The following is a 25,669-nucleotide window of genomic DNA, read 5'->3' as shown; positions in this document are numbered from 1 at the left end:
AACACAGAAGTAACTACCGGAAATACAGGATATAAATTCAACACTTTAGTGGATATTAAGAATCCTTCTGTTGCTCCCTTTGAAGGATATTATACAGTAGCTTTAACTGATGAAGCAGATAATGTAAAATACATTCTAAATGAAAGTATGGCGCAAACACTGACAACTATAGCTCCTAAAGCTAATCCTTACGGACAAAAAACCTGTATTATTCCTGATAATGCTACTCCGGGAACATATCGCCTAAGAGTAATTGTAAAAGAGAAAAACTCTAATAACTGGACTCCCCTTAATGAAGGAGCTAGTCCTGCTTTTATAGAGTTCACTGTAACTAATTCTAATACAAAAACAGCAGTAATAGAAGAACGACAACCTTCTTCTTCTCTGTCTATTTATCCAAATCCATTAAGAGAAACTCTTTATGTAGAATCTGTAAATGAACAAATTCAGCATATTGAATTAGTGGATTTCTTAGGAAAAACGGTGTTAAGAAACACAGGGACGGGAACTTTAAAAAACCTATCTGTAGAACATCTGCCTAATGGATTCTATATCTTAAAGGTAAAAACAGAAAAAGGATGGTCCAGCCATAAAGTGTATAAACAATAATATTTAAAATCCTTTTACAGGAATAGAACAAAGGAGGCTGTCTTTTTGAGACCGCCTCCTTTTTATTTTTCAAAGTGATATAAAAAATAAAACTATCAGATATTAAAAAACGGGAGACCAATATTTAAAATATCGATTTCCCGTTACTGTGGAGAAGATGGGGCTCGAACCCACGACCTCTTGACTGCCAGTCAAGCACTCTAGCCAACTGAGCTACATCCCCGTTTATGCAGCGCAAATATAATACTTTATATTTATCTCTTCTATTGTTATGATTTGTTTTTGCATAAAAAAGAATATCTTTACTATTAAATCCCGATCAAGATGATAACAGACAGACCCAACGGCTCTCTTTACACCAAAATTGAGAACAAAATAGCAACTATCGAATTTGGACATCCTGCAAGTAATTCTTTCCCTAATGAATTACTGACACGATTAGCAAACGAGTTTAATACCCTGAGCAATAACCCAAATATCACTGTTATTTTACTAAAAAGTGAAGGAGACGGAGCTTTTTGCGCCGGAGCTTCGTTTGATGAACTTCTGACCATTTCAGATCTGAAAGAAGGAACTGCTTTTTTCTCCGGATTTGCCAACGTAATCAATGCTATGCGAAAATGTTCTAAACTGATTGTTGGTCGTATTCACGGTAAGGCTGTAGGTGGTGGCGTTGGTTTAGCCGCAGCCTGTGATTATGCAATGGCAACAGTTGAAGGAGCAGTGAAATTATCCGAATTAACCATTGGAATCGGACCTTTTGTAATTGCACCTGCTGTGGAACGAAAAATAGGGAAAGCTGCTTTTAGCGAACTTACATTGGCTGCTTATGAATGGAAAAATGCCTACTGGGCAAAAGAAAAAGGATTGTATGCAAAAGTATTTGATAAAGTAGAGGAATTAGATAAAGAACTGGATTTATTCTGCTCTAAACTTTCTGATTATAATCCGGAAGCTTTAGTTTCTATGAAAAAAGTATTGTGGGAAGGAACCGAAAATTGGGATAAGCTGTTATTAGAAAGAGCTTCTGTATCCGGAAAACTGGTACTTTCAAACTTTACCACTACCGCTTTAAGTAATTTAAAAAAATAAAACCAAATTAAAAATGAAATTTTTTACGCTATTACAACAGATTGAGATTGAAGAAAAATTAAAAAACGCTCCTGATAATGGCTACCAGATCGGAATATTTATAGGGTCATTTATTCCTTTTCTTATTTTAATAGGATTAGCCTACTGGATGTACTATCACGCTAAAAAAAGAGACAAGATGTAAAGTTTTTAGTGTTCAGTTGCAGTACTCAGTATTCAAAACAATACTTTCGAAAGTTAAAAGTCTAATGTTGTAAAGTCAACGGAGCTACAAAAACACTTTACATCTCACTTTTCACCTCTTGCAATCTATCAACTAAAATGTTTTAAACCAACCGGTAATACTAAGTCTTTCTCTGTTTACAGGTTTTACCTCATGTTCCAGTATCTGGCTTTCAAAAATAACCATTTTACCCATTAACGGATAAATAACTCTGGGAACTTCCTGTCCTGAATTATTCGTGTAAATCACCAATTCACCACCATATTCCGGCTTCCAGTCTTCATCATTAAGATAGCAGACTAGTGAAAGTTTTCTACGACTGTCATTCTGAAAAGTATCCAAATGTCTCTTATAAAACGTATTAACTGGATATAAAGCATAATGAAATTCACTTTCTGTAATTCCCATATAACAAGTACTATTCAGATAAGAAGAAAGATCATTTACTTTTCTAAAAAAATCAGATTCACTTTTCTCCTGCTCCTGTTCATTTAACCAGAGAATAAAATCTCCCCGAATTGAATCTATGATCAGTTTATTGACCTTATTCCCGATTCCGGATTTTTTAAACTGATCCTCTTTATATTTCCTAAGCAGATTAGAGTGCAATTCTGTCACTTCTTCAAAAGTAAAAAAGTTCTCTACTACGCTATATTGCTGTATAAACAGATCTTCTATTATTTTTTCATAAACAGAATTCAGAACTAGCTGACTCATAATTTTATCTTTAAAACCGGATTAAAGGTAATTTTAATTGATTTACAAATTACATCAATTATTAAATTTATTAAATAAATAGTTTAATTAACATTAATTTTAAAATAGCAACTATAATAAAATAAAACAATGAAAATCAATTATTTAAATTAAAAAAAGATAATTCTGTTCTTTAATTTTAATGTATTATATTTGTTAAATTTTCATAAAAAACATCTATTTATATTTGTTAAATTTTTATTACATTAAACTGTTTTAAAAGAATTTTTTACTTTATTTATAAATAGTATCTTTATACCGTATTAACCAATCTTTACATCAAGCTATGAAAAATCAATCCCTATCTGTTTTTTTTGCCCTTGTATTATTCTTGAGCTGTAATTCCAAAAAAGAAGAAACAGACCTTTCAACAGCAATACCTGACACTATAGTCACTCATAATAATCATATTATTAAAAATGTAGATGACATTAATGGCACTTATAAAGGAACCGTTCCTTGTGGAGATTGTGAAGGTATCGAAACAGAGATCCAATTAAACTCGGACTACACTTATGTAATGAAAACAAAGTATCTGGGCAGAAATACTAAAAAAATATTTGAAGATAAAGGCAGATACAGTATTGATTCTGACAAAATGATCCTTTCTCTAGAAGGAGCCAATAAATATTTTTTCACTGGAAATGACCTTATACAACTGGATTCTGATGGAAATATCGTTACAGGAGAACATGCAGATCGATATATACTGAAAAAAGAATAATGTTTTCTTTTTGCTTTCTTCCAAAAAAATAAAGGCTTTTTACAATATCTCTATTCGATTAGTTCTGTTGCTTCGCTAATTATTTATTAAATTTGCATCCTTATATGAAGCAAAATGAGTAAGATCAGAATTACGAAACAATTTAGTTTCGAAGCAGGGCACGCATTATATGGTTATGACGGAAAATGTAAAAATGTTCACGGACACAGCTATAAACTTTCTGTAACCGTTATAGGCACACCGATTAATGACCCATCCAATGTAAAACACGGAATGGTGATCGATTTTGGTGATCTGAAAAAAATAGTAAAGGAAGAAATCGTTGATAAATTCGATCATGCCAGTGTCTTTAATCAGACCACTCCACATTTAGATCTGGCAAATGAACTAAAATCCCGTGGTCATGATGTTATTTTAGTAAACTATCAGCCTACAAGTGAAAATATGGTAATTGATTTTGCTGAAAAGATCAAAAACCGTTTACCCGAAAACATTCTCTTACATTCTTTAAGACTTCAGGAAACAGAATCTTCATTTGCAGAATGGTACGCTTCTGATAATTAATTTCTGTCAATTATATTTAAAACCGAATCAATGGATTCTTCACAAAGAAAAAAAATATATTTTGCCTCTGACCAGCATTTAGGCGCTCCAACACCGGAAAAAAGCTTTCCCAGAGAACAGCGTTTTGTCGCTTGGCTTGATGAAGTAAAAAAAGATGCTGAAGCTATTTTTGTACTGGGTGATTTGTTCGATATGTGGTTTGAATATAAGACCGTTGTTCCAAAAGGTTTTGTAAGAGTCCTGGGGAAATTAGCCGAAATAAGAGATAGTGGGATCCCTATTTATTTTTTTGTTGGTAATCATGATCTGTGGATGAACGGTTATTTTGAAGAAGAGTTAAACATTCCTGTTTATCATACTACACAAGAATTTACTTTCCATAACAAATCTTTTTTTATAGGGCATGGTGATGGCTTAGGACCCGGAGACAAGGGGTATAAGCGAATGAAAAAAATATTCACTAATCCTTTTTTTCAGTGGCTTTTCAGATGGCTTCATCCTGATTTGGGGCTAAAGCTTGCGCAATATCTTTCTGTAAAGAATAAACTGATCTCCGGCGATGAAGATGTTGTTTTTCTTGGTGAAGAAAACGAATGGCTGGTACAATATGCTAAAAGCAAACTGGAAAGCAAACATTATGATTATTTCATTTTTGGACACCGCCACCTGCCAATGGTAATTAAACTAAATGAAACTTCTGAATATATCAATTTAGGAGACTGGATAACCTACTTTACCTATGGTGTTTTTGATGGAGAAAAATTTGAACTGAAAAAATTTGAACCCAACACAGCAAATTAATTTCTGCACAGTTCATCTAGATAAGCATCTAACCGAATCTGAAATAAGGTTCCATCTATAAGATCTTTGATCTGACGTAACTCTCTCATAGAAACTGCCAGATCCACATTTTCACATGGTGTTTTTAATAAAAACTTACCACAACTATTTTTTAAATCACAATTACCACACTGTATACTATGATAAGAAGCATTGATAAGGTGAGTAAAAACTCGTAATTCATTGTATGAAAAGTAAAACCCTGTTTCTTTAAATACTAATTGTACCTTTTCTAACAAAGACTCTCCTTCTTTTTTCCAGTAAAAAGAGACTCCAAAATCATTATAATATATTTGTTCTATCTGTTCCATACCACAAAATTTGAAACAAATATAATAAATTATTTATACTGGTTCTAAATAAGGTTGTTTTCTTTTAGATCTTTTAATTTTAACTGCAGTGTAATATTCCCGTTCCATTCATTTTCTTCAATACAGTAAACTGCCTGAAACGGTTTTTTATCGGTTGTCATTTCTAATTTGTTTCCGAGATTAAAACCAATAGCGGCATATCCTCCCGAATTTTCCTGCTTTACAAATAATTTTAGATGTCGGTTTTCTTCTCCTAATGTTTTTACATACCCTGTATCTTCCAGATTTCGGGTCAGAAAAACAGGCATCATATTGGACGGTCCAAAAGGAGCGAACTGATTTAACACTCTAATGAATTTAGGCGTAATATCCTTCAACTCAATCTCTGCATCAATGAGAATCTCCGGTATTAATAAATGTGGATCAATTGTTTCTGAAACCACTTTTTCAAACTGTTCTTTAAATTTCTGATATTGCTCAGGCAAAAGAGTTAATCCGGCGGCATATTTATGTCCTCCAAACTGTTCGATATATTCCGAACAAGCTTCCAGCGCATTATAAACGTCAAAATCTTTTACAGAACGCGCGGAAGCAGCATATTTGTCACCACTTTTAGTAAAGACTAAAGTAGGACGATAATAGGTTTCTGTTAATCGGGAAGCAACAATCCCTATAACGCCTTTGTGCCAGTCTTCCTGAAAAACAACAGTTGACACACGTTCTTGTTCTTTATTTTCTTCTATCTGCAATAATGCTTCTCCTGTAATACGCTTATCAAAACCTTTACGATCCGCATTAAAAACCTCGATCTCAGAGGCAAAAGCAGAAGCCTGAGCCCAGTCAAACTCTGTCAACAGACGAACTGCATAATTCCCGTGTTTAATCCGTCCTGCTGCATTGATTCTCGGGGCAATTATAAACACAACATCCGTAATAGTAAGTACTTTTTTATTTACCTGACTGACTAACGCTTTAATTCCCGGTCTCGGATTCGAATTAATAACCTGTAAACCAAAGTGAGCTAATATCCGATTCTCTCCATCCATGGGAACAATATCCGCAGCAATAGCAGTTGCAACCAGATCCAAATATGGAATCAGATCCTCTATCGTTTGCCCTCTGTTACCGGCTAACGCCTGAATGATCTTAAACCCAATTCCACATCCACATAATTCATCATATGGATAATCACAGTCTGCTCTTTTTGGGTCTAAAATAGCAACTGCATCCGGAAGAATATCACCGGGTCTGTGGTGGTCTCCAATAATAAAATCTATATTTCTTTCTTTTGCGTAAGCAATATGATCTAAAGCTTTAATTCCACAATCTAATGCAATGATTAACGAAAACCCATTATCATCTGCAAAATCAATCCCTTTATAAGATATACCGTATCCTTCATCATAACGATCCGGAATATAGGTTTCTACATTAGAATATGATGTTTTCAGATAAGATGCAACCAGGGAAACAGCTGTTGTTCCGTCAACATCATAATCTCCAAAAACCAGAATGTTTTCGTTCTTTGCAATAGCCAATTCAATTCTTGCTATTGCTTTATCCATATCTTTCATCAGATAAGGGTCATGCAAATCTTCTAAAGAAGGGCGAAAAAACTTTTTTGCTTCTTCAAATGTTTCAATTCCACGTTGTACTAAAAGCTGTGCAATATAACTGTCAACTCCTAAAACTTGTTCTAAATGCTTTACTTTTTTAACTTCCGCTTTTGATTTTAAAGTCCAACGCATTTTATTATTTTAAAAGGATAAATTTTAATTTGGGAAAAATAATCACCAGATAAATTTCAGAAAATCTAAGCTTGTCTTTTACTTCTCCCCTGATTCGGATAATGTAGTTTTACTTTTAGTTATTGGTTTTCCACCTACAATAACTACGATTTCACCTCTTGGTGCCGTTTTTTCAAAATGAGCTAAAACTTCTTTAGCAGTTCCTCTCACTGTTTCTTCATGTAGCTTAGACAACTCTCTTGACACAGAAACCGGTCTGTCTTCACCAAAATAAGTAATGAATTCTCCTAATGTTTTTACTAATTTATGTGGAGAAACATACAGGATCATTGTCCTTGTTTCCTCTGCTAAAATAAGATAGCGGGTCTGCCTGCCTTTTTTATCCGGAAGAAAACCTTCAAATATGAACTTATCATTCGGCAGTCCGCTATTCACCAGTGCAGGGACAAAAGCCGTTGCTCCGGGTAAACATTCTACTTCTATTTTATGCTCTACGCAAGCACGAGTCAATAAGAATCCGGGATCTGAAATAGCCGGAGTTCCTGCATCCGAAATCAGAGCAATAGTTTCACCTGCCTGCAGACGTTTAATTATATTTTCAACCGTTTTATGCTCATTATGCATATGATGACTCTGCATATGTGTACTGATCTCAAAATGCTTTAAAAGTTTCCCACTGTTTCGGGTATCTTCCGCCAAAATCAGATCGACCTCTTTCAAAACTTTTATTGCTCTGAACGTCATATCTTCTAAATTACCAATTGGGGTTGGAACTAAATACAGTTTTGACATATCAGATAAACTTATTTTCGATCAGTTCCATAAAACGAGTTTCATACTCTTCCTTACCTTCCCAATTATTGTAATCCGGTTTTACCAGATTGTCTATAAAATCTTTAGCATCATTATAATTATCAAAAGTATTCAGTTGAGAGATTACCCGATTCAGATCTTCACTGCTATTTCCAAAAAGATTTTTTTGAAAAGCAATACGGTCATTTAATCCAAAACTGATCCCTTTTTTTAATCGGTCGTTCAGAGTAACTGCTTTTATCGTTGGGTTTTCGATAGTCGTCTCTGTTGATCTGTTTTTTTTCATCTCAACTGTAGAAATTTTCTCTGTTTCCGTAACAGAAGTTACAGTTTCAACTTGTTCTGCTTCTTCCGCTCTGATAAAAACAGGAAACGGTTTTACTCCTTCCAACAGATCTTCAAGAGTAACCTTTTTAGACTCCGTTTCTTCCTCAACAGCAATAAATTCAAAATTAGGTTTAAAGAAAATCTCGTCAAGAATGATTTCTTCCTTATCTTCAATATCTTTATCAGACACCTTTTCTTTAACTTCTTCTTTTAAAGTAATCGATTCCGAAGCAATCTCTTCTTTTGGCTCCTCAATAATTACTGTTTTCTCTGTTTCAACATCATTAACTTCTTTTTTATCTGTTACAGCATCAAAAATCTCTTCAATTTTCTCCTCCATTACCTGTAGTCCGATAGTTGGTTTTATATCACCAAAATTCTCTTCAATAAAGCATAATACAGAAAGTTTTTCATATAGCTTCTGAGTTTCCTTATGTAACTGAATAAGCTCTGATTTGTTTTTAAGCTTCAGAATTCTGTGCGCAATACTGATTAAATCGGCCTCTAACTTTTTCTTCATAACTTTTGATATTATCCTTAGTAATGCTTGACTTTTTTAATAATTTTGTTACCGTTACAAAAGTAATAGAAATAAACGCTGTTTACAGCCTGAAAATTACAAAATGTTTCTTGAAAATACGGTAAATCATAAAGAACAATTTGGCTGGATCGAAGTAATCTGCGGCTCCATGTTCTCCGGTAAGACGGAAGAACTAATTCGTCGATTAAGAAGAGCTCAGTTTGCCAAACAGAAAGTAGAAATTTTTAAACCGGCGATTGATACTCGTTATCATGATGAAATGGTAGTTTCACATGATTCTAATGAGATTCGCTCTACTCCTGTTCCTGCAGCCACCAACATTCGACTTTTAGCCGATGACTGCGATGTTGTGGGGATTGATGAAGCACAGTTTTTTGATGATGAAATTGTAGCGGTATGCAATGATCTGGCAAATCGTGGCGTCAGAGTAATCGTAGCAGGACTGGATATGGATTTTAAAGGAAACCCTTTTGGTCCCATGCCTGCTCTCATGGCAACTGCTGAATATGTTACAAAAGTACATGCTGTATGTACCCGCACCGGAAACCTGGCAAACTATAGTTTCAGAAAAACTCAAAATGATAATTTAGTTATGCTCGGAGAAGTCGAAGAATATGAGCCCCTGAGCAGAGCTGCTTATTTTGAGGCAATGAAAAAAAACGTATGATAATAATTCTTCTTCAGAAAAACAGATACTTTTCTTAAAAACAGCAACATAGATTTTTTTAGACAAATTTAGCAAATCAATTGTTGTATTTAATATACAACAATTGATTTTTATTTTATATATTTACATTAAACTATAATACAAATTTATTATGATAAATGTAAATCAAAAAGAATTAGTAAAAGCCACTGTACCGATTTTAAAAACAAATGGAAATGCTTTGACCAGCCACTTTTATAAAAGACTTTTAGGACAACATCCCGAACTAAAAAACATATTTAATATGGCAAATCAAGCTAGTGGAAAACAGCAAAATGCTTTAGCAGGAACGCTATTAGCATATGCTGAAAATATTGATGATCCAAGTGTATTGATTAACAAGATAAAAACAATCAGTCACAAACATGTAAGTCTGAATATTACAGAAGACCAATATGATATTGTAGGGCATCATTTAATTGAATCTATAAAAGAAGTTCTGGGAGAAGCTGCTACTGAGGAGATTATCGATGCGTGGACAGTTGCTTATCTGGAACTTGCCTCTATCATGATTAACATGGAAATTGAAATGTATGAACAGAACACCACCAAAAAAGGTGCGTGGAATGGTTGGAGAACCTTTATTATTTCTAAGATCGTTAAAGAAAGTGACGAAATTAAATCTTTTTATCTGACTCCTCAGGATAAAGATGAAATAGCTTCATTCTCTCCGGGTCAATATATAACGGTAAAATTATTTATTCCTGAACTGGGACACAATCAACCAAGACAATATAGTTTATCTTCTGCTTTTAATAAAAACTATTATCGAATTTCAGTAAAGAAAGAAAAAGGGATAAAAAACAATCCGGACGGTATGGTTTCTCATGAACTACATAATAAAAAAGAGGGAGATGTAATAGAACTAAGTGCACCGGCAGGAATCTTTCACATTGACCCAAACGCTGTAAACCCGCTTGTGTTAATAAGTGGAGGTGTTGGTGTTACACCTTTAATGAGTATGTTAGAAAGTAATAAAGAAGCCCTACAAAAAAATCAGACTATATGGATTCATGGTTGTAGAAATGAAAAAGTTCATGCCTTTAAAGAAGAAATCAAAGAATTAAATGCAAATTCAGAATGGTTAAAATCCTATATTTTCTATGAAACTTTATCCGATAATCAAAAAGATATAATAGAAGGACGTGTAGACTTACATCAATATAAAGACGAGATATTATTAGACGATGCAAAATATTATATTTGCGGTCCTGAAATGTTTATAAAAACACAATACCAGTCTCTTGTAGCTCTTGGTGTTTCCAGAAATAATATTTTGTTTGAAGAATTTGGTCCTCAATTAATAAATATTAATTAAATCAAAGTATGAAACTAAACCACTTTACCGATTTCAGTATGCGGGTATTGCTGTATCTAAATCAAAAAAATAGCCTTGAATCCTGCTCTTTAGATGATTTAGCCAACAAATTTACTCTTTCTCGAAATCACCTTATAAAAGTGGTTCAGTTTCTTGCTAAAAATGATCTAATATTAACCAAAAGAGGAAAGAATGGAGGAATTCTTATTGCTAAAAAAGCACAGGAAATCAGACTAGGCGATTTAATACATCTTTTAGAACAGGACAATTCCCCAATAATTAATTGTAGTACAAAACCTTGTGTTTTTCGGTTTCATCATTGTAAATTAAAACTTTCTTTTGAAAAAGCATATTTAGCCTTTATTACCAGTCTGAATGAAAACACTTTAAATGATTTGAGCTTTGATAACTGGAAAAATATTTTTTAGAATTTAAAAAAATCAGAAAACAAATCAGTAAAGTTCTTTAATTAGGTTAATTTTATATTCTGGAAAAATAAAAAGCTATTGAATTAATTCAACTAAAGTATACTGCCATTGAAACTTAAAATCAAAAATATTATCTCGAAAATTCACGCTCAGTTTGTGGGAGAGAATATTGATTCTGAAATTAACACTGTCTCCATAGACAGCCGTTCTTTACAAAACAATACTACTTCTTTATTCTTTGCCATAAAAGGACAAAACCACGATGGACATCTTTATATTGAAGATCTGATCCAGAAAGGAGTTCAGCATTTTGTTGTACAGGAAATACCGGAAAAGGTAAAAAATAAAGCAAACTTCCTTTTAGTTGAAAACACACTAACTGCCTTACAGCAGTTTGCCACTTATTATAACAGCTTATATAACTTCCCCATTATAGGGATTACAGGAAGTAACGGAAAAACAATTGTAAAAGAATGGCTTAACTTCCTGCTGAGTCCTGATTATAATATTATCCGAAATCCTAAAAGTTATAACTCACAAATAGGTGTTCCCCTTTCCGTCATTGGTATCGATCAAAGACATAATTTAGGTCTTTTTGAAGCAGGTATCTCCACTGTAGGAGAAATGGAAAAACTGGAGAAAATTATTCACCCTTCTATCGGAATCCTTACCAACATTGGTAGTGCGCATGATGAAGGATTCAAGGATGTTACAGAAAAAACAAAAGAAAAATTATTGCTGTTTAAAAATGTTTCTGCTCTAATTTATCAAAAAAATCCGGCGTTGGATGCTATAATCAGTCAGACAAAATATCTTAAAAACAAACAGTTATTTAATTGGAGTTTTGAAGACCAAGATGCTGTTGTTTTTATTTCTGAGAAAACAACCTACAAGGAGAATACCATTTTAGAAATTAATTTTAAAGAAAACATCTTTAAAATCATAGTTGCATTCCTCGATCAGGCTTCTGTAGAAAATGCAATCCACTGCCTTGCTCTCCTTCTTTACTTAGAATATGATTTTGAGACCATTCAGAACAGAATAAAATTACTTTATCCCGTAGAAATGCGTTTAAAGGTTAAAAACGGAATAAATAATACTACGATAATTGACGATAGTTACAGTTCTGATTATCAATCTCTTAAAATAGCTCTGGATTTCCTGGAACATCAGAAAAAACATAAACATAAAACGGTTATCCTATCGGATATTTTCCAGAGTGGCTTACCATTAGATGAATTATATAAAAAAGTAGCTGCTTTACTTGCCTCCAATAATGTTGACAGAATAATAGGTGTCGGTAGCACTATTTCAAAGTTTGCCGGTGATTTTCATAACATTGTTATTTATAATACTACCTCGGATTTTATTAAAGATTTCGATAACCTGACTTTTGAAAATGAATCTATTTTAGTAAAAGGGGCAAGAAGTCTTCATTTTGAAGATATTGTTGCACTACTGGAAGAAAAAACACATGAAACAGTACTTGAAATCAATTTAAATGCAATCAGCCATAACTTAAATTACTTTAAGTCAAAACTTAAACCTACAACTAAATTAATGGTAATGGTAAAAGCTTTTGCTTATGGAAGCGGAAGTTTTGAAATTGCCAAATTACTAGAACATCATAAAATAGACTATCTGGGTGTTGCATTTGCTGACGAAGGAATCTCTCTTCGAAACGCTGGTATAAAAATGCCGATCATGGTTATGAACCCGGAAAACAGTAGCTTCTCCGCTATGATTGCCCATCATCTGGAACCCGAAATCTATTCTATAAAAGGATTAAATGCTTTTCTGAAAATTGCTCACAGTAAAAATCTCGAACACTATCCGATTCATATAAAACTGGATACAGGAATGCATCGTCTGGGATTTGAAAAAAATGATCTAGAGGAATTAGCACAAATACTGAAAAATGATTCTGTTCAGGTAAAAAGTGTTTTTTCACACCTGGCATCCAGTGACGATCTAAAAGATTCCAATTTCACAAATGGTCAGATTGCTTTGTTTGACAAACTTTCTGCACAACTGATCTCTTCTTTAAAAACGACACCTTTAAGACATATTCTAAACACTTCCGGAATCAGTAATTTCACAAAGAATCAATTTGATATGGTTCGTTTGGGGATTGGATTATATGGTGTATCCAGTAATCCTGAAGAAGCAAAGATACTTGAAAACGTAGGTACCTTGAAATCAATAATCTCTCAGGTAAAAACGATTAAAACAGGAGAAAGTATAGGATATAACCGTAGATTTATTGCTGATAAAGTTACCCGATCTGCCACTATCCCTATCGGTTATGCAGATGGTATTCCGAGAAGCTGGGGAAATGGCACAGGTTATGTTCTGATCAATGATCAAGAAGCCCCCATTCTTGGAAATATTTGTATGGATATGCTAATGGTAAATGTAACCGATATTAAATGCAATGAAGGTGATACTGTTACTGTTTTTGGCAAAAAACCAACCGTATCTTATATCGCAGGAAAATTAAACACCATTCCTTATGAAATTCTGACCAGTATTTCGCAGAGAGTAAAAAGAATATTCTACAGAGAATGAGCAAACCTTGTTTTTTTTACTAAATTTGATACTGTAAAACAATAACTTAACTCGAAAAACAGAAAACTATGGGAATGATTTCAGAATTTAAGGCTTTTGCCATGAAAGGCAATGTAGTTGACCTTGCAATAGGGGTTATTATTGGCGGTGCTTTTGGTAAAATTGTAAGCTCATTAATTGATGATGTGGTTACTCCTCTTTTATTACAACCGGCTTTAAAAGCAGCTAATCTTAGTAAACTGGAAGAACTTACGATCTTCGGATCAGTAAAGTACGGTCTTTTCATTTCAGCAGTAATTAATTTTATAATTATTGCTTTCGTTCTGTTTATGATCATAAAAGCGATTAATGCTGCTAAAAGAAAAGAAGCAATAGCTCCCGCTCCCGCAGGTCCTACACAGGAACAACTGCTTGCTGAAATCCGTGATCTGTTAAAAAACAAATAATTTTAGAAATAAGAACCGCTTCAAAAAGCGGTTTTTTTATACAAAATAACATAATATAACATTTTGTTATAATTTAATTATTTTGATTATACTAAAACTAATATCCTTACTTTTGTACTTTAACCTATACTAAAAAATACACATATGAAAATTGCTGTTGTTGGTGCAACAGGAATGGTTGGTGAAGTGATGCTGAAAGTATTATCTGAAAGAAACTTTCCTGTAACCGAATTAATCCCTGTTGCTTCAGAAAAATCCGTTGGTAAAGAAATTGAATTCAACGGAAAAAAATATAAAGTAGTAAGTTTAGCTACTGCCATTGCACTAAAACCTGAAATTGCTATATTCTCTGCCGGAGGAGAAACCTCTCTGGAATGGGCTCCAAAGTTTGCAGCAGCAGGAATTACCGTAATTGACAATTCTTCTGCATGGAGAATGGACCCTACTAAAAAATTAGTAGTTCCTGAAATTAATGCTTCTACGCTTACAAAAGAAGATAAGATTATTGCTAATCCTAATTGTTCTACTATACAGTTAGTAATGACATTAGCGCCTCTTCACAAAAAATATAACATTAAGAGAATTGTTGTTTCTACGTATCAATCCATAACCGGAACAGGCGTAAAAGCAGTTAAACAACTGGAAAATGAATATGCCGGTGAAAAAGGAGAAATGGCTTATCCTTATCCAATTCATCGAAATGCCATCCCGCAATGTGATGTTTTTGAAGAGAACGGATACACTAAAGAGGAAATGAAATTAGTTCGTGAAACTCAAAAAATATTAAACGATAAAACAATTGCTGTAACCGCTACCGCTATCCGAATTCCTGTTGTGGGAGGTCACAGCGAATCTGTTAATGTCGAGTTTTCAAATGACTTTGATGTTAACGATATTCGAAAAATACTACATGACACTCCCGGAATTGTCGTTCAGGATAATCCGGAAACAAAAAGCTATCCTATGCCTATTTATGCACAAGGGAAAAATGATGTTTTTGTAGGCAGAATAAGAAGAGACGCTTCTCAGCCTAATACTGTAAATATGTGGATCGTTGCTGATAATCTTAGAAAAGGTGCTGCGACAAACACTATTCAGATTGCTGAATATCTGATTGCGAATAAATTAGTTTAAAATCTTTTAAACAGAAATCTAAAACCACCTTTTCAACGATCAGAATAAGGTGGTTTTTTTAATAGTGTCTATAATTTATTCTATATTCTTCCCAAAGCAATTGATGGGTAACTCCGTTTCTCAGATCTAGTCATTTATTTGCCCTCTTTTGTTTTAAAAACAAGTAAAACCCGCTCTGCGAAGTTTCCGACTTCGTAGTGGTGGATTCAGTCTCTGACCGATGACATCTAATTATCTTATAAGATTAATTAATCCATTTTTCCAATTATTTGTATGTAACAAACAGAAAATCATTGAAAAAAAAGTAACTTAATTGAAAATAATATTGACGCAAGACTAAATAGTATAATAACTATCCCTATACATATAAAGGTAAAAGAAACTTTCTTAGTTAAAGCATTTTCATTTTTCATATTATAATCCTAATTCAAGTTGATTTTGTATTAAATTAAAGTACTTCCCTTTTCGTTTTATCAGTTCCTGATGAGTACCTGTTTCTATAATAGTTCCGCTATCCAAAACAATAATCTGATCTGCATTTACAACCGTACTTAAACGGTGAGCCACAACTATCATGGTTTTTCCTTTAAAAAATATATTTATATTGTTTACGATAGCCGCTTCGTTTTCGGTATCTAGTGAATTAGTAGCTTCATCAAAAAACAAATAATCCGGATTTTTATAAATAGCTCTTGCAATAAAAATGCGCTGTTTCTGCCCTTCGCTCACTCCTATACCTTCATCACCTATAATTGTGTTTTCTTTTAAGGGTAATTTGGACACAAAACCGCTAACATTTGCTAAATCCATCGCTTTTTGTAATGTTTCAGGGTTATAGTCTTTACTTAATGAAATATTATAGGCTATCGTTTCTGAGAAGATAGAGCTATCTTGAAGAATTGCCCCACATGTATTCCTCCAAAATTTATTTTCTACCCCCTGTATGGGGTTATTTCCTATATAAATATTCCCTGATGCCGGATTATAAAATTTAAGCAGAAGTTTTAACAGGGTTGTTTTCCCACTACCGCTTACGCCCACTATTGCTGTCGTTTTTCCTTTAGGAATTACACAGTTAATATTTGTAAGTACATCGGTTTTATTATTATATGAAAAGAATATATTTTCAAAAGTAATGTCTTTTATTTCGGGAAGGGAGGAAACTTGATTTAAATTTTCTTCATCAGACCTGTTATGTATATCCCCCATTCTTTCAAAACTAAGTTTTACTAACTGATAATCAAGTATAAAATTAATCAGCTGTCCTAACGGGGTATTAATTCCTCCTATGATAAATATTATTGCCAGCATGGAACCTATACTTAATGTTCCGTTCATTACAGCCATTGATGCTATGAACAGGATAAGTATATTTACAAAGAAGCCGATAAACCGGTAACTTTCATATTGCTGATTCACTTTCAGCTTATTAATATTATTTAAATAGGCAGCTATTTGAATTTTCTGCCATTCTTCTCTTTTATATTCTTCCAGATTATTTAGTTTAATTTCCTGCATATGGGTTATTAATTCATAAATCTTATTTTGATCTTTTGCCTGTAAAGAAAACGATTTATGATCTAGTATTTTAATTTTTTCTAAAAACCTGAATATCCAAAACAATTCAAAGCAGGTTCCTAAAAATAAGACTAAAAAAACATTCAGGTTAAAATAGAATAATACTGCACCGTATATTGCAATCGTAAAAATGGAAAAAAATGTCTGCAATAAATCCTTAGATAAGAATTCTTCTATTCTTTTATGATCATGAATTCTTTCTATAAGATCTCCAGTATTTTTACTATTAAAAAATTTCAAAGGTAGTCTCATTAATTTAGCAAGAAAATCAGAAATAATTGCTAAGCTAATTCTACTACTTATATAAATAAACAACCAGGAACGGTAGAATTCTAACCCTATCTGACTTAAATACAGTAGTACCTGAGCTGCTAATATCAGATAGATAAGATTAACATTTTCGAGATTTACCCCACTGTCAATAATCTGCTGAGTACAAAATGGCAAAATCAACTCAATTATAGAGGATACTAACAGGGTTAAAATAATTAAAGCTAATTCTCTCTTATGTTTTTTTAAATACTGGGTTACATGACGTATATTAGACTTTCCCGTCTGCTTATTTACATGATTTATTTTATATATCTTTTCTGTAGGTTGTAGTGTTAGTATAAGGCCTTTTTCTTGGTTTTGAGCCCAGCCTTCTATAAACTCTTCTTTGGTATACGTAACTTTTCCAAAACCGGGATCGGAAACATAAACTTTATTATTTTTTATTTTATAAACCACAATAAAGTGGTTTTGATTCCAGAAAAAAACAGCTGGAAGAGGGACATGTTCAACCATTTCGTCAAAATTCATTTTAACAACTATGGTTTCATACCCTACTTCTTGTGCTGTTTTATTTAAATCAACGATAGAAATACCTTGCTTCATCAGATTCGCTTCTTCAAAATAGGATTGTAAACCTTTAGAGCTTACACCATAATAAGAAGAAATCATCTTTAAGCAGGTAAAACCACAATCCTGACTATCAAACTGAGGGATGTAAGGAAATTTTTTCTTAAACGGCATGTTTTCTAAAACTTTCTAATTTTTCAGCATAAATAGGTTCTGGTATAGAGGGTAATGTTTCTTCTATAATTTGTAATGCTTCTTCATAAGTTAATTTTTGAATTTGGGTTTTTTCTTTTAGTTCTTCATCCATTGAATCATATACCTTATTCTGTATATAAGTTATTAAATGAAGTAAGTCGTCACAATATACCGTTGGGTTATTAAATCCGTTAACGGAACTGTAGCGATGCGGTAAATAACCTCCCCCACAAATTTCCTGTACCGGACAGGCAAGACATTTTCTGCATAAATACTTCCCACTATTTTTATAAACATCAATCAACAGACTATCAAAACAATCCTCTATCTCCCTATCTTTTATATTGATACCTGATTTAGTAAATGAGTCACCACAAATTTTCAAGCAGTCCAAAGACTCAAGCTCCCCATTTGTTTCCAATACCATGATATTGTTGTCTGATGTTCCAAAAGAATCCAGATCAACATTAGAACCCAATATAACTTTTAAAATAGAAGAAAAAATTCTAATATCTACCGTTTGTTCATCCGGGTTTTCAAACCAAAGATCAAAAGCAATTTTAAGCCATTCAAAAGTAGTCTGCCCATTATTTTCAGTTTTTATATCGTAATTTTCATCTAACAACAAAATATCAAAATGAGTAATATTAGCTTTTTTAAATCCTTCAAAAAATTCTACTGGATCTGATTTAGCATTCAAAACAGATAAGGCTCCAAAAGGTATCTTATTTCTATTTAAACACTCCACCCCGGACATTACCCGATCAAAAGTTCCTTTGTTTTTTTTATCAACCCGATGCAGATCGTGGATGTTTTTGGGTCCATCTATACTGACTCCAATTCCTACGTCACATTTTTTAAAAATCTCACACCATTCATCGTCTACCAACATCCCATTAGTCTGCATTGATAATTCTAAATTAATCTCATGTTCTTTTATTTTATGAAACTTTTCCATAAGTTCTATAAAATATTGTTTGTCCATCAATAATGGCTCTCCTCCATGCATAGTCAAACTAAGATATTTAATATTATTTTTCTTAGAATAACGTATTATTTTATCAATAAAACTATCTATGGTTGAATTTTCTATAAACTTGGGCTGCTTTAAATAAGAGTTATCTCCATGATTATACATATAACAATAGGTACAATTGATATTACATCTACTCGCTATTTTTATAACTACTTCTAGATTCATGTTTTATATTTTTTATTTCGTTCTTAATAAAAGTGTATATAGTCAATCGATTTAATACATCAATATATGTATTTCCCTATGAATGGGTATTCTTTATTCATAGGGAAATAATTACCATCTTTTAATCATTCTAAAACAACACCATTACTAAAAGGTTTTCTTGTGTAACTCTAAAGATTCCCAAAAATCTACTACAAAATCTTTTATTTTAATAGAGACAGATATCTTCAAACTAAAAAAACTTTTTATTATTTCATGTTATTTTAGTTAATCAATTACCATCTTTTTCTAAATTGACCAAAAAATTGACCAAAACGACTTCCTGGTAAATTTTCTTCATTTTCACATATACCAGTAGCGAAATCTTTCAAATTTTTATTATTAAAAACCTGATTCTCTTTAGAATTTAATAGGCTTTTATCTTCCTGGGTTAAAAAAAACTTTTTCATGTTGTTTACTGTATTTAATTATTAAAATAATTTTTTGGTATAGTATTACTCCGTACCAATACAGATCTTTTGCTTGCAAGCATCAGCTATTTTTACATTTGGCCACAATATAAAAACAGTTGTTATTTTTATTTTATTCTTTCTGTTTCTTCACTATTACTACTTTTATTTATTTCTTCCTCCGTCTTTTCTTCTTCAAATTGAACTTTTTTCATTTTCCCCAACTTATAGACAAGGGAAAACTTTATTTTCTGTATATCGGGATAATCATAATTTATTTGGGAAATACCATTTACTGTTTGATAAAATTTAGATGTATTGGTTCTAAAAATATCTTCTGCAGTTATTGACAGATTAAGCTTATTCTCAATCAGAGAAAACCGAATCCCTGCATCAAACTGATAAAAGGGCGAAAGGATATAACTGTTTGCGATAGACTTCGCATGATATAAAAAGCTTAACTCTGCTTTTATTGTTTCTTTCTTATTTATTATAAAACTATTTACCGAATTAAAAGACCAAGACCATCTGCTAATATTAGGTATATCTGCTTCTTTTAATTTATCATTATTGGTTTCTGTATAAAATAGAAGAGCAGTAGTATTACTTTCCCACCATCTCCAATAATTAAAGGTGTAGTTTTCAATTAGTCCCATACTCTTTTGTTTATAAAAATTATACGGCATTAGTTTTTGAACTGTTTCTGATGGAGAAACTATGGTTATTTGATCTATACCTTCATTTATATAACTAAAATACAATGCATTATACCAATTTTGATGTATGTATGATAACTCAAAATTATGTGTGAAATACGGTTGCAAAAAAGGGTTTCCCTCAGAATAATTAAAAGGAGTAGAATAAAATTTAAATGGATTTAAATCTCTATATGTTGGACGGTCTACTCTTTTATTATAATTTAACGAGATTATATTGTCTTCATCAAACAAATAGGTTAAGTACAAGCTTGGAAACAATTTAAAGTAATCATTTACTTTTCCCCTACTTAAAGTTCTGGACAATCCTTTTGTCTGTGTTGCCTCTCCTCTCAATCCAATTTGAACATTGAAATTTTCCGAAAAGTTTTTTTGCAACGAAATATAGGCTGCCTGTGTGTTTTCATTATATTCGAATTTATCATTATAATCAGACACCTGATGATTGACCGATAAGTTAGAATAATCAACTTTACTTCTGGTATTGATAAAAGCAACTTTTGCCCCAACACTTAAGTTTACCCAACTTAAAGGGATTTCATAGTCTACCTTAGAGGTAACAAGATTAATATATTGTCTACTAATATTTTTAAAGTGTACACCTCTTCCTACTAATTGATTTCCGTTTCCATCAAAAATTTCGGAAGCTGAAGTATTGTCTGTTTCTGAATCAAAATACAAATAATTAACATCGAAGAAAATCTTTTTACCTAATGAATCTAATTCCTGGTCATAAGAAAAACCTAATGAATGTAGTTCTTTATTTTTTTCAACATACGAAGGAGTACGTATTATTGAATCTAAATCCATAGAAATAGTATTCCTGATAAATGAGGTATTATTCCCTCTTCGTGTTGTTGAGCTTACATTAGAGGTGTAATTAAAGTTCAGTTTTGCATCGTTAGATGTTTTATACCCTAGATTTAAATACCCTGAGAAATTATCCTGAAAAACTCTGCTTTTATTTTCTTCAAACCATTTAAATTCAGGATAATTTAAGGTATATTCCTGATAGGGTCCTGTACTTCCATTTACATAGTTAAAATTAGTGTTTAGCGTAAAATCATTTTTCTTATAATTTAATGATGTATTATAATTTCCCGTACTATATTTAGACTGAATATAGGATGTTCCTATACTCCCTTTGAAACCATCTCTTACTTGTTTTTTCAGAACTATATTGATTAATCCGCTATTTCCTTCAGAATCATATTTTGCTGAGGGATTATTTATTACTTCTATTTTCTGAACTAACTCAGAAGGCATTGAAGCTAAATACTCTGCAAGATCTTCTTCTGAAAAAGACAATTCCTGTTCATCAATCATTACAGAAACAGCATTTTTCCCAATAATGGCAATCTGTCTATTTCTGACTTGTAAACCCGGGGTTATTTTTAAAAGATCCAGTATGTTTTTCCCTTCAGCATTAATGGACTGATCTACATTAAAAATAAGACGATCACCTTTTCTTGAAAGTAACGGCTTCTTGGCAGTAATTTTTACCTCGTCCAAAACATTTTCAAAATAATCGATAATAAAAGGCGGTAGAATACGATTCTCAAAAATCAGCAAACTATCTTTATAAACAATACTGTCATCATAATATACCTTAACTAAATATTCTCCTTTTTGAAGAGATAATTTATATCTTCCTAAACTATCTGTAAGCTGATTGTAGAAATATTTGTCATTAGATACATTAATAAGCGCAGATCTTAATGCTTTTTTATTTTTATCCAGAACAACACCTTCTGCTACAAAATTCTGACTAAACAAAATTGTTGGAGATAAGAAAAACAGGTATAATATGGAATTAATCTTTGCTTTCATAACGTAAAAAATCTTTTTTCTTTTTAAATATTAATTCAAATGTATATATTTTTTAGTTTAAAAAAACATTTAATTCAAAAAAAATATAAAAAAATATAATTATTGTAATAAAAATACCCGTAAAAAACAATATATATCAATATTTTATAATCAATTAAAACATACTACATAACAATGAGAATAAGGGATAATCCATATTTTTTATAATTTTTATAACAACACATAATCATAAAGAAAAAAAATTAAAATTTTTATCATTATTAAGAAAATTCATTCGTGAATTATTAATTTATATTCTAAATATTTGAATTTATTATAAAAAAACAACAAGGAATAGAAAATTAAGAGACTCAGATTCGGACTTATCCGCTTCTATAATTACATTTTGGAATTTAGGTAGCCGGAGAGTGCAAGGAAGAACCAAAAGAAAAGATGCGGTAGAAGTTATTAAAGCAGTATATGGTATAATCCTCTGAACCTCAATTTTTAAAACACTAAAATTCAACTAATTAATCACTAAATAGCGTGAAATATTATTTTTTTCTTACTTTTGCAGTCTATGAAATATAAATACCCTTTTATAAACGCTTCATTATTGGCAGCAGTGTTGTTTACATTGTTGTTTCAGTCTGTGCACTTTACCGGGCATTTATTTAGTGACTTTCTTAATCATAATGAGATAGTCACCCATCATGAAATTGAGGACAACACTTTAAAGATAGTAGATAATCACACGAATCATCACACCTGTTCTATTTGTGAATTTACATTAAGTTCTGCTCTTTTAAGTGATGTTTTTTTATTGAAATTATTCTTTTCACACGAAGAAATTCCTTATAATTTTACTCTAAACAAAGCCCTGTTTTCTACTGCTGAAAATTCTTTTGGACTTCGGGCTCCTCCCTTATCTATCGGTTAAATAATTTATTTTAGATCCTTTTGATCTGATATCGTTTTTATTCCTATCCATTTAGATACTTAAAAAATGCGTAATTTTTTTACAATACTGTTCTTCATTATCGGAGGATATTCTTCTTTATATTCTCAGAATATAATAAGCGGAATTATTACTAATGAAAATAATCAGCCTCTTGCTGAATGTCTGATCTATGCTGGCAAACAACATACAACCAGTGATTCATCAGGTAAATATACTTTTGAAAATATCCCCAACGGAAAAACCACCATTATAATTTCACGTATTGGTTTTCAGTCAATGCATAAAACCATTGAGCCTGAAAGAAAATCTGTTTTTAATTTTAAACTAAAACGAGAAACAAATCTGTTAGAGGAAGTTATAGTAAAAACAGCCGATAAACAAACAAATAGTACCAGTAAAGAAGTCGTAAATCAAAACTATATTCAGAATAATTTTGAAGGATCTTTAGCTAAATCTTTAGAAAAACTACCCGGAGTAAATGCAATGGAAATTGGTGCCGGAGCATCAAAACCTATTATCAGAGGACTTGGATTTAATCGTGTTGCAGTTACGGAAAACGGAACAAAACAGGAAGGACAACAATGGGGTGTGGATCATGGACTGGAGATTGATGCTCTTTCTGTAGAACATCTGGAAATTCTTAAAGGAGTAGGAAGTATTGAATATGGCAGTGACGCCATTGGTGGCGTGATTAATATTAGAAATGATATTGCGCCTGCCGAAAACACTTTTTCAGGACAATGGACTGCTATCGGAAAAAGTGTTAATCAAGGACTAACTTCCTCTATAAGTTTACAATATCGAAAAAAACACTTTTTCTATAAATTAAAAAACACCATGTCTGAATATGGTGATTACAATATTCCGACGGATCATATTGTTTATCTTACCCGAAACATTCCTATTTATAACAATCGACTGAAAAATACTGCAGGTAATGAACTGGACTGGTTTGGACAGGTAGGTTATGTATCTGAAAAATTTAAATCGGTTCTTTCTATCAGTAATGTTTATCAAAAATCAGGATTTTTTCCGGGTTCTCACGGTATCCCGAATCTTGAAAGTATCAAAGATGATGGTAACAGACGTAATATAGAATTCCCATACCAGAATGTTAATCATTTCAAAGTGATTAATAAAAACGAATGGTTCTTTGACTCTTCTGATTTGACCTTTTTAGCAGGATATCAAAATAATAAACGTCAGGAATGGAGTAGATTCCATACCCATTACGGCGGGCAGACACCTCCTGCTGTTGATCCGGATCTGGAAATGGAATTTGACCTGAACACCTATGATGCTCAGTTAAAATACAAACAGAAATTTTCAGAAAAACACCAGACAACCATTGGAATTCAGGGACAATGGCAAAAGAACACCATTAAAGGATACAGCTTTCTATTACCGGAATATGATCGAAAAAATTATGGGGTTTTTGCAATGCATGAATACAGATACTCCGATAAAACAACCTATAACTTAGGTGTTCGGCTAGATCTGAGCCAGATCAATATTGATCGATATTTTGATCCCATTCTATATAATTACCTGATTCAGAACAATGAATCAGTATCTGTTGCTAACCGATATGCTGAAAGAAGCTCAGATGTTTCTAATAGTTATACCAATTTTAACATAATGGCAGGCGCTGTTTTTGAAATACATCCGGACTGGGACTTTTCTTTTAATACAGGAACAAGTTTTAGACTGCCAACTGCTATTGAATTGGCTGCCAACGGAATCCACCATGGTTCTTTTAGACATGAAATGGGAGATAAAAACCTTGACCCGGAAAAAGGACTTGTTCTGGACACTAAACTGAGCTACCATAAAAATGATCTGAATATAGGATTGAGTCCTTATGTTTACTACTTTGATAACTATATTTATCTGAGTCCTTCAGGAGAATTTTCTATCCTTCCGGATGCGGGACAAATCTACAAGTACAAACAAACAAGAGCTTTTCTTTCCGGAGTGGAACTGAATATTCAGAATACTTTTTTTGACCGACTGAGAACAGAAGTGGTTTTTGAATATTTATACAATCGTCAGATCAGTAAAGATAAATCACAAAACTACCCTTTACCTTTTACCCCCCCTGTTAATAGCTTTATTGAAGTGGGTTATCTATTACCGGAACAAAATAAAACAGTAAAAAACACTGAATTCTATATCAACAGTAAACTGACCTTAAAACAGGATCAGATTGCGCAAAATGAAGAAATTACACCGGGATCAGCTGTTTTTGGTGCAGGTATTAAAAGTGATATTCATTTGGGCTCTTTTAAAGCCAATTTACATTTACAGGTAAGTAATCTTTTTGACACTAAATATTATAATCATACCAGTTTTTACAGAGCGATAGAACTTCCTCAAATGAGCAGAAATATTCAATTGATGATCCGAATCCCTTTTAACACCAAATTACGTGAATAGAAAAATCAGAACCTATTTATCCATACTTCTGTTATTTGCCTTTGTGATTCCACAAGCGGTAAGTGATATGCATTACATGGAATATCATAATTTCAGTCAGAAGAAAACGGATAATAAAAGTTGTTTCGTAACATATAAATATCATCATATCTGTGACAATCAAATACTGAAACTGCATTCTTTTGTTTCTTTTGATTTTCCTTTTACCACACATCTTCCCTTTGCACAATTCAAAAATATTGTATTTAATGATTCGAAAACAATACTGATCAGAGGTTTATTTACACAACATAATAAACGAGGACCTCCTTGTTAATTGGTACACAAAAATAATTT

General features: G+C 32.3%; 24 protein-coding genes and 1 tRNA gene. 15 read left to right on the top strand and 10 right to left on the bottom strand.

What is annotated here, in order from left to right:
* Nucleotides 1–609, top strand: a 609-nt coding sequence (locus AC4FQX_RS07310; RefSeq protein WP_491167025.1) for a T9SS type A sorting domain-containing protein, incomplete at its 5' end; no start/stop codon positions are given.
* A gap of 149 nt (nucleotides 610–758) precedes the next feature.
* On the opposite strand, the gene AC4FQX_RS07305 is transcribed toward AC4FQX_RS07310, so the two are convergent.
* Nucleotides 759–832, bottom strand: a tRNA-Ala gene (locus AC4FQX_RS07305).
* A gap of 101 nt (nucleotides 833–933) precedes the next feature.
* Between AC4FQX_RS07305 and AC4FQX_RS07300 the strand changes: the two genes are divergently transcribed.
* Nucleotides 934–1,701: an enoyl-CoA hydratase/isomerase family protein gene (locus tag AC4FQX_RS07300; protein ID WP_491167024.1), complete on the top strand. Its 768-nt coding sequence runs from the start codon at nucleotides 934–936 to the stop codon at nucleotides 1,699–1,701.
* 13 nt (nucleotides 1,702–1,714) lie between these two features.
* Nucleotides 1,715–1,885, top strand: a complete 171-nt coding sequence (locus AC4FQX_RS07295) for a hypothetical protein (RefSeq protein ID WP_491167023.1) — start codon at nucleotides 1,715–1,717, stop codon at nucleotides 1,883–1,885.
* Between the two features lie 132 nt (nucleotides 1,886–2,017).
* Here the strand turns inward: AC4FQX_RS07295 and AC4FQX_RS07290 are convergent, their stop codons facing one another.
* On the bottom strand, nucleotides 2,018–2,641 hold the full coding sequence (locus AC4FQX_RS07290; protein WP_491167022.1) for a 2OG-Fe(II) oxygenase: 624 nt from the start codon (nucleotides 2,639–2,641) through the stop codon (nucleotides 2,018–2,020).
* A gap of 325 nt (nucleotides 2,642–2,966) precedes the next feature.
* On the opposite strand from AC4FQX_RS07290, the gene AC4FQX_RS07285 reads away from it, so the two are divergent.
* The 3 genes from AC4FQX_RS07285 (at nucleotide 2,967) to AC4FQX_RS07275 (ending at nucleotide 4,769) form a co-directional block, all read left to right on the top strand.
* Complete coding sequence (locus AC4FQX_RS07285) at nucleotides 2,967–3,404, top strand: copper resistance protein NlpE (RefSeq protein ID WP_491167021.1); 438 nt, start codon at nucleotides 2,967–2,969, stop codon at nucleotides 3,402–3,404.
* A gap of 114 nt (nucleotides 3,405–3,518) precedes the next feature.
* Complete coding sequence (queD, locus tag AC4FQX_RS07280; protein ID WP_491167020.1) at nucleotides 3,519–3,968, top strand: 6-carboxytetrahydropterin synthase QueD; 450 nt, start codon at nucleotides 3,519–3,521, stop codon at nucleotides 3,966–3,968.
* A 30-nt stretch (nucleotides 3,969–3,998) separates the two neighbouring features.
* Entirely contained in the window at nucleotides 3,999–4,769 is a 771-nt protein-coding gene (locus tag AC4FQX_RS07275) for a UDP-2,3-diacylglucosamine diphosphatase (protein WP_491167019.1), read from the top strand.
* On the opposite strand, the gene AC4FQX_RS07270 is transcribed toward AC4FQX_RS07275, so the two are convergent.
* The 4 genes from AC4FQX_RS07270 to AC4FQX_RS07255 all read right to left on the bottom strand — a co-directional run bounded on the left by AC4FQX_RS07270 (nucleotide 4,766) and on the right by AC4FQX_RS07255 (nucleotide 8,527).
* Nucleotides 4,766–5,119, bottom strand: coding sequence for a hypothetical protein (locus AC4FQX_RS07270; protein ID WP_491167018.1), 354 nt, complete (start codon nucleotides 5,117–5,119; stop codon nucleotides 4,766–4,768). The genes AC4FQX_RS07275 and AC4FQX_RS07270 overlap by 4 nt on opposite strands.
* A gap of 44 nt (nucleotides 5,120–5,163) precedes the next feature.
* Nucleotides 5,164–6,867: a single-stranded-DNA-specific exonuclease RecJ gene (recJ, locus tag AC4FQX_RS07265; protein ID WP_491167017.1), complete on the bottom strand. Its 1,704-nt coding sequence runs from the start codon at nucleotides 6,865–6,867 to the stop codon at nucleotides 5,164–5,166.
* 78 nt (nucleotides 6,868–6,945) lie between these two features.
* Entirely contained in the window at nucleotides 6,946–7,659 is a 714-nt protein-coding gene (gene rsmI, locus AC4FQX_RS07260; RefSeq protein ID WP_491167016.1) for a 16S rRNA (cytidine(1402)-2'-O)-methyltransferase, read from the bottom strand.
* A gap of 1 nt (nucleotide 7,660) precedes the next feature.
* Nucleotides 7,661–8,527 carry a DUF8457 domain-containing protein gene (locus tag AC4FQX_RS07255; RefSeq protein ID WP_491167015.1) on the bottom strand — a complete coding sequence of 289 codons (867 nt, stop codon included), beginning with the start codon at nucleotides 8,525–8,527 and terminating at the stop codon, nucleotides 7,661–7,663.
* 103 nt (nucleotides 8,528–8,630) lie between these two features.
* Between AC4FQX_RS07255 and AC4FQX_RS07250 the strand changes: the two genes are divergently transcribed.
* The 6 genes from AC4FQX_RS07250 (at nucleotide 8,631) to AC4FQX_RS07225 (ending at nucleotide 15,148) form a co-directional block, all read left to right on the top strand.
* Nucleotides 8,631–9,215: a thymidine kinase gene (locus AC4FQX_RS07250; protein ID WP_491167014.1), complete on the top strand. Its 585-nt coding sequence runs from the start codon at nucleotides 8,631–8,633 to the stop codon at nucleotides 9,213–9,215.
* 151 nt (nucleotides 9,216–9,366) lie between these two features.
* Nucleotides 9,367–10,572 (top strand): NO-inducible flavohemoprotein, encoded by a 1,206-nt coding sequence (hmpA, locus tag AC4FQX_RS07245; RefSeq protein ID WP_491167013.1) that lies wholly within the window; start codon nucleotides 9,367–9,369, stop codon nucleotides 10,570–10,572.
* Nucleotides 10,573–10,580: 8 nt separating this feature from the next.
* Nucleotides 10,581–11,000 (top strand): Rrf2 family transcriptional regulator, encoded by a 420-nt coding sequence (locus AC4FQX_RS07240; RefSeq protein ID WP_491167012.1) that lies wholly within the window; start codon nucleotides 10,581–10,583, stop codon nucleotides 10,998–11,000.
* A 108-nt stretch (nucleotides 11,001–11,108) separates the two neighbouring features.
* On the top strand, nucleotides 11,109–13,568 hold the full coding sequence (locus tag AC4FQX_RS07235) for a bifunctional UDP-N-acetylmuramoyl-tripeptide:D-alanyl-D-alanine ligase/alanine racemase (RefSeq protein ID WP_491167011.1): 2,460 nt from the start codon (nucleotides 11,109–11,111) through the stop codon (nucleotides 13,566–13,568).
* 68 nt (nucleotides 13,569–13,636) lie between these two features.
* On the top strand, nucleotides 13,637–14,014 hold the full coding sequence (gene mscL, locus AC4FQX_RS07230) for a large conductance mechanosensitive channel protein MscL (RefSeq protein WP_491167010.1): 378 nt from the start codon (nucleotides 13,637–13,639) through the stop codon (nucleotides 14,012–14,014).
* 144 nt (nucleotides 14,015–14,158) lie between these two features.
* A complete protein-coding gene (locus tag AC4FQX_RS07225; RefSeq protein ID WP_491167009.1) occupies nucleotides 14,159–15,148 on the top strand; it encodes an aspartate-semialdehyde dehydrogenase in 990 nt (329 codons plus the stop codon).
* Nucleotides 15,149–15,562: 414 nt separating this feature from the next.
* Here the strand turns inward: AC4FQX_RS07225 and AC4FQX_RS07220 are convergent, their stop codons facing one another.
* From AC4FQX_RS07220 to AC4FQX_RS07205, 4 genes are all read right to left on the bottom strand, one after another.
* Nucleotides 15,563–17,740, bottom strand: a complete 2,178-nt coding sequence (locus AC4FQX_RS07220) for a peptidase domain-containing ABC transporter (RefSeq protein WP_491167008.1) — start codon at nucleotides 17,738–17,740, stop codon at nucleotides 15,563–15,565.
* Nucleotides 17,730–18,962 (bottom strand): radical SAM protein, encoded by a 1,233-nt coding sequence (locus AC4FQX_RS07215; RefSeq protein WP_491167007.1) that lies wholly within the window; start codon nucleotides 18,960–18,962, stop codon nucleotides 17,730–17,732. Before AC4FQX_RS07215 ends, AC4FQX_RS07220 begins: the two co-directional genes overlap by 11 nt.
* 275 nt (nucleotides 18,963–19,237) lie before the next feature.
* A complete protein-coding gene (locus tag AC4FQX_RS07210) occupies nucleotides 19,238–19,411 on the bottom strand; it encodes a hypothetical protein (protein ID WP_491167006.1) in 174 nt (57 codons plus the stop codon).
* A gap of 128 nt (nucleotides 19,412–19,539) precedes the next feature.
* A complete protein-coding gene (locus tag AC4FQX_RS07205; protein ID WP_491167005.1) occupies nucleotides 19,540–21,957 on the bottom strand; it encodes a TonB-dependent receptor domain-containing protein in 2,418 nt (805 codons plus the stop codon).
* Nucleotides 21,958–22,516: 559 nt separating this feature from the next.
* Here AC4FQX_RS07205 and AC4FQX_RS07200 point away from each other — a divergent pair.
* From AC4FQX_RS07200 to AC4FQX_RS07190, 3 genes are all read left to right on the top strand, one after another.
* Complete coding sequence (locus AC4FQX_RS07200) at nucleotides 22,517–22,876, top strand: hypothetical protein (protein ID WP_491167004.1); 360 nt, start codon at nucleotides 22,517–22,519, stop codon at nucleotides 22,874–22,876.
* A gap of 66 nt (nucleotides 22,877–22,942) precedes the next feature.
* Nucleotides 22,943–25,333 (top strand): TonB-dependent receptor, encoded by a 2,391-nt coding sequence (locus AC4FQX_RS07195; RefSeq protein WP_491167003.1) that lies wholly within the window; start codon nucleotides 22,943–22,945, stop codon nucleotides 25,331–25,333.
* Nucleotides 25,326–25,649, top strand: coding sequence for a hypothetical protein (locus AC4FQX_RS07190; RefSeq protein WP_491167002.1), 324 nt, complete (start codon nucleotides 25,326–25,328; stop codon nucleotides 25,647–25,649). The genes AC4FQX_RS07195 and AC4FQX_RS07190 overlap by 8 nt, the downstream gene beginning before the upstream one ends.
* The last annotated feature ends 20 nt before the right edge of the window (nucleotides 25,650–25,669 follow it).

This window comes from Flavobacterium sp. AK-301 (assembly GCF_058310215.1).
This window is presented reverse-complemented; position numbering and strand designations above follow the sequence as displayed.

Bases quoted from the DNA above. Each gene is read 5' to 3' on its own strand.
- AC4FQX_RS07300 (WP_491167024.1), top strand. From the start codon at position 934: ATGATAACAGACAGACCCAACGGCTCTCTTTACACCAAAATTGAGAAC.
- AC4FQX_RS07295 (WP_491167023.1), top strand. From the start codon at position 1,715: ATGAAATTTTTTACGCTATTACAACAGATTGAGATTGAAGAAAAATTA.
- AC4FQX_RS07290 (WP_491167022.1), bottom strand. From the start codon at position 2,641: ATGAGTCAGCTAGTTCTGAATTCTGTTTATGAAAAAATAATAGAAGAT.
- AC4FQX_RS07285 (WP_491167021.1), top strand. From the start codon at position 2,967: ATGAAAAATCAATCCCTATCTGTTTTTTTTGCCCTTGTATTATTCTTG.
- queD (WP_491167020.1), top strand. From the start codon at position 3,519: ATGAGTAAGATCAGAATTACGAAACAATTTAGTTTCGAAGCAGGGCAC.
- AC4FQX_RS07275 (WP_491167019.1), top strand. From the start codon at position 3,999: ATGGATTCTTCACAAAGAAAAAAAATATATTTTGCCTCTGACCAGCAT.
- AC4FQX_RS07270 (WP_491167018.1), bottom strand. From the start codon at position 5,119: ATGGAACAGATAGAACAAATATATTATAATGATTTTGGAGTCTCTTTT.
- recJ (WP_491167017.1), bottom strand. From the start codon at position 6,867: ATGCGTTGGACTTTAAAATCAAAAGCGGAAGTTAAAAAAGTAAAGCAT.
- rsmI (WP_491167016.1), bottom strand. From the start codon at position 7,659: ATGTCAAAACTGTATTTAGTTCCAACCCCAATTGGTAATTTAGAAGAT.
- AC4FQX_RS07255 (WP_491167015.1), bottom strand. From the start codon at position 8,527: ATGAAGAAAAAGTTAGAGGCCGATTTAATCAGTATTGCGCACAGAATT.
- AC4FQX_RS07250 (WP_491167014.1), top strand. From the start codon at position 8,631: ATGTTTCTTGAAAATACGGTAAATCATAAAGAACAATTTGGCTGGATC.
- hmpA (WP_491167013.1), top strand. From the start codon at position 9,367: ATGATAAATGTAAATCAAAAAGAATTAGTAAAAGCCACTGTACCGATT.
- AC4FQX_RS07240 (WP_491167012.1), top strand. From the start codon at position 10,581: ATGAAACTAAACCACTTTACCGATTTCAGTATGCGGGTATTGCTGTAT.
- mscL (WP_491167010.1), top strand. From the start codon at position 13,637: ATGGGAATGATTTCAGAATTTAAGGCTTTTGCCATGAAAGGCAATGTA.
- AC4FQX_RS07225 (WP_491167009.1), top strand. From the start codon at position 14,159: ATGAAAATTGCTGTTGTTGGTGCAACAGGAATGGTTGGTGAAGTGATG.
- AC4FQX_RS07220 (WP_491167008.1), bottom strand. From the start codon at position 17,740: ATGCCGTTTAAGAAAAAATTTCCTTACATCCCTCAGTTTGATAGTCAG.
- AC4FQX_RS07215 (WP_491167007.1), bottom strand. From the start codon at position 18,962: ATGAATCTAGAAGTAGTTATAAAAATAGCGAGTAGATGTAATATCAAT.
- AC4FQX_RS07210 (WP_491167006.1), bottom strand. From the start codon at position 19,411: ATGAAAAAGTTTTTTTTAACCCAGGAAGATAAAAGCCTATTAAATTCT.
- AC4FQX_RS07205 (WP_491167005.1), bottom strand. From the start codon at position 21,957: ATGAAAGCAAAGATTAATTCCATATTATACCTGTTTTTCTTATCTCCA.
- AC4FQX_RS07200 (WP_491167004.1), top strand. From the start codon at position 22,517: ATGAAATATAAATACCCTTTTATAAACGCTTCATTATTGGCAGCAGTG.
- AC4FQX_RS07195 (WP_491167003.1), top strand. From the start codon at position 22,943: ATGCGTAATTTTTTTACAATACTGTTCTTCATTATCGGAGGATATTCT.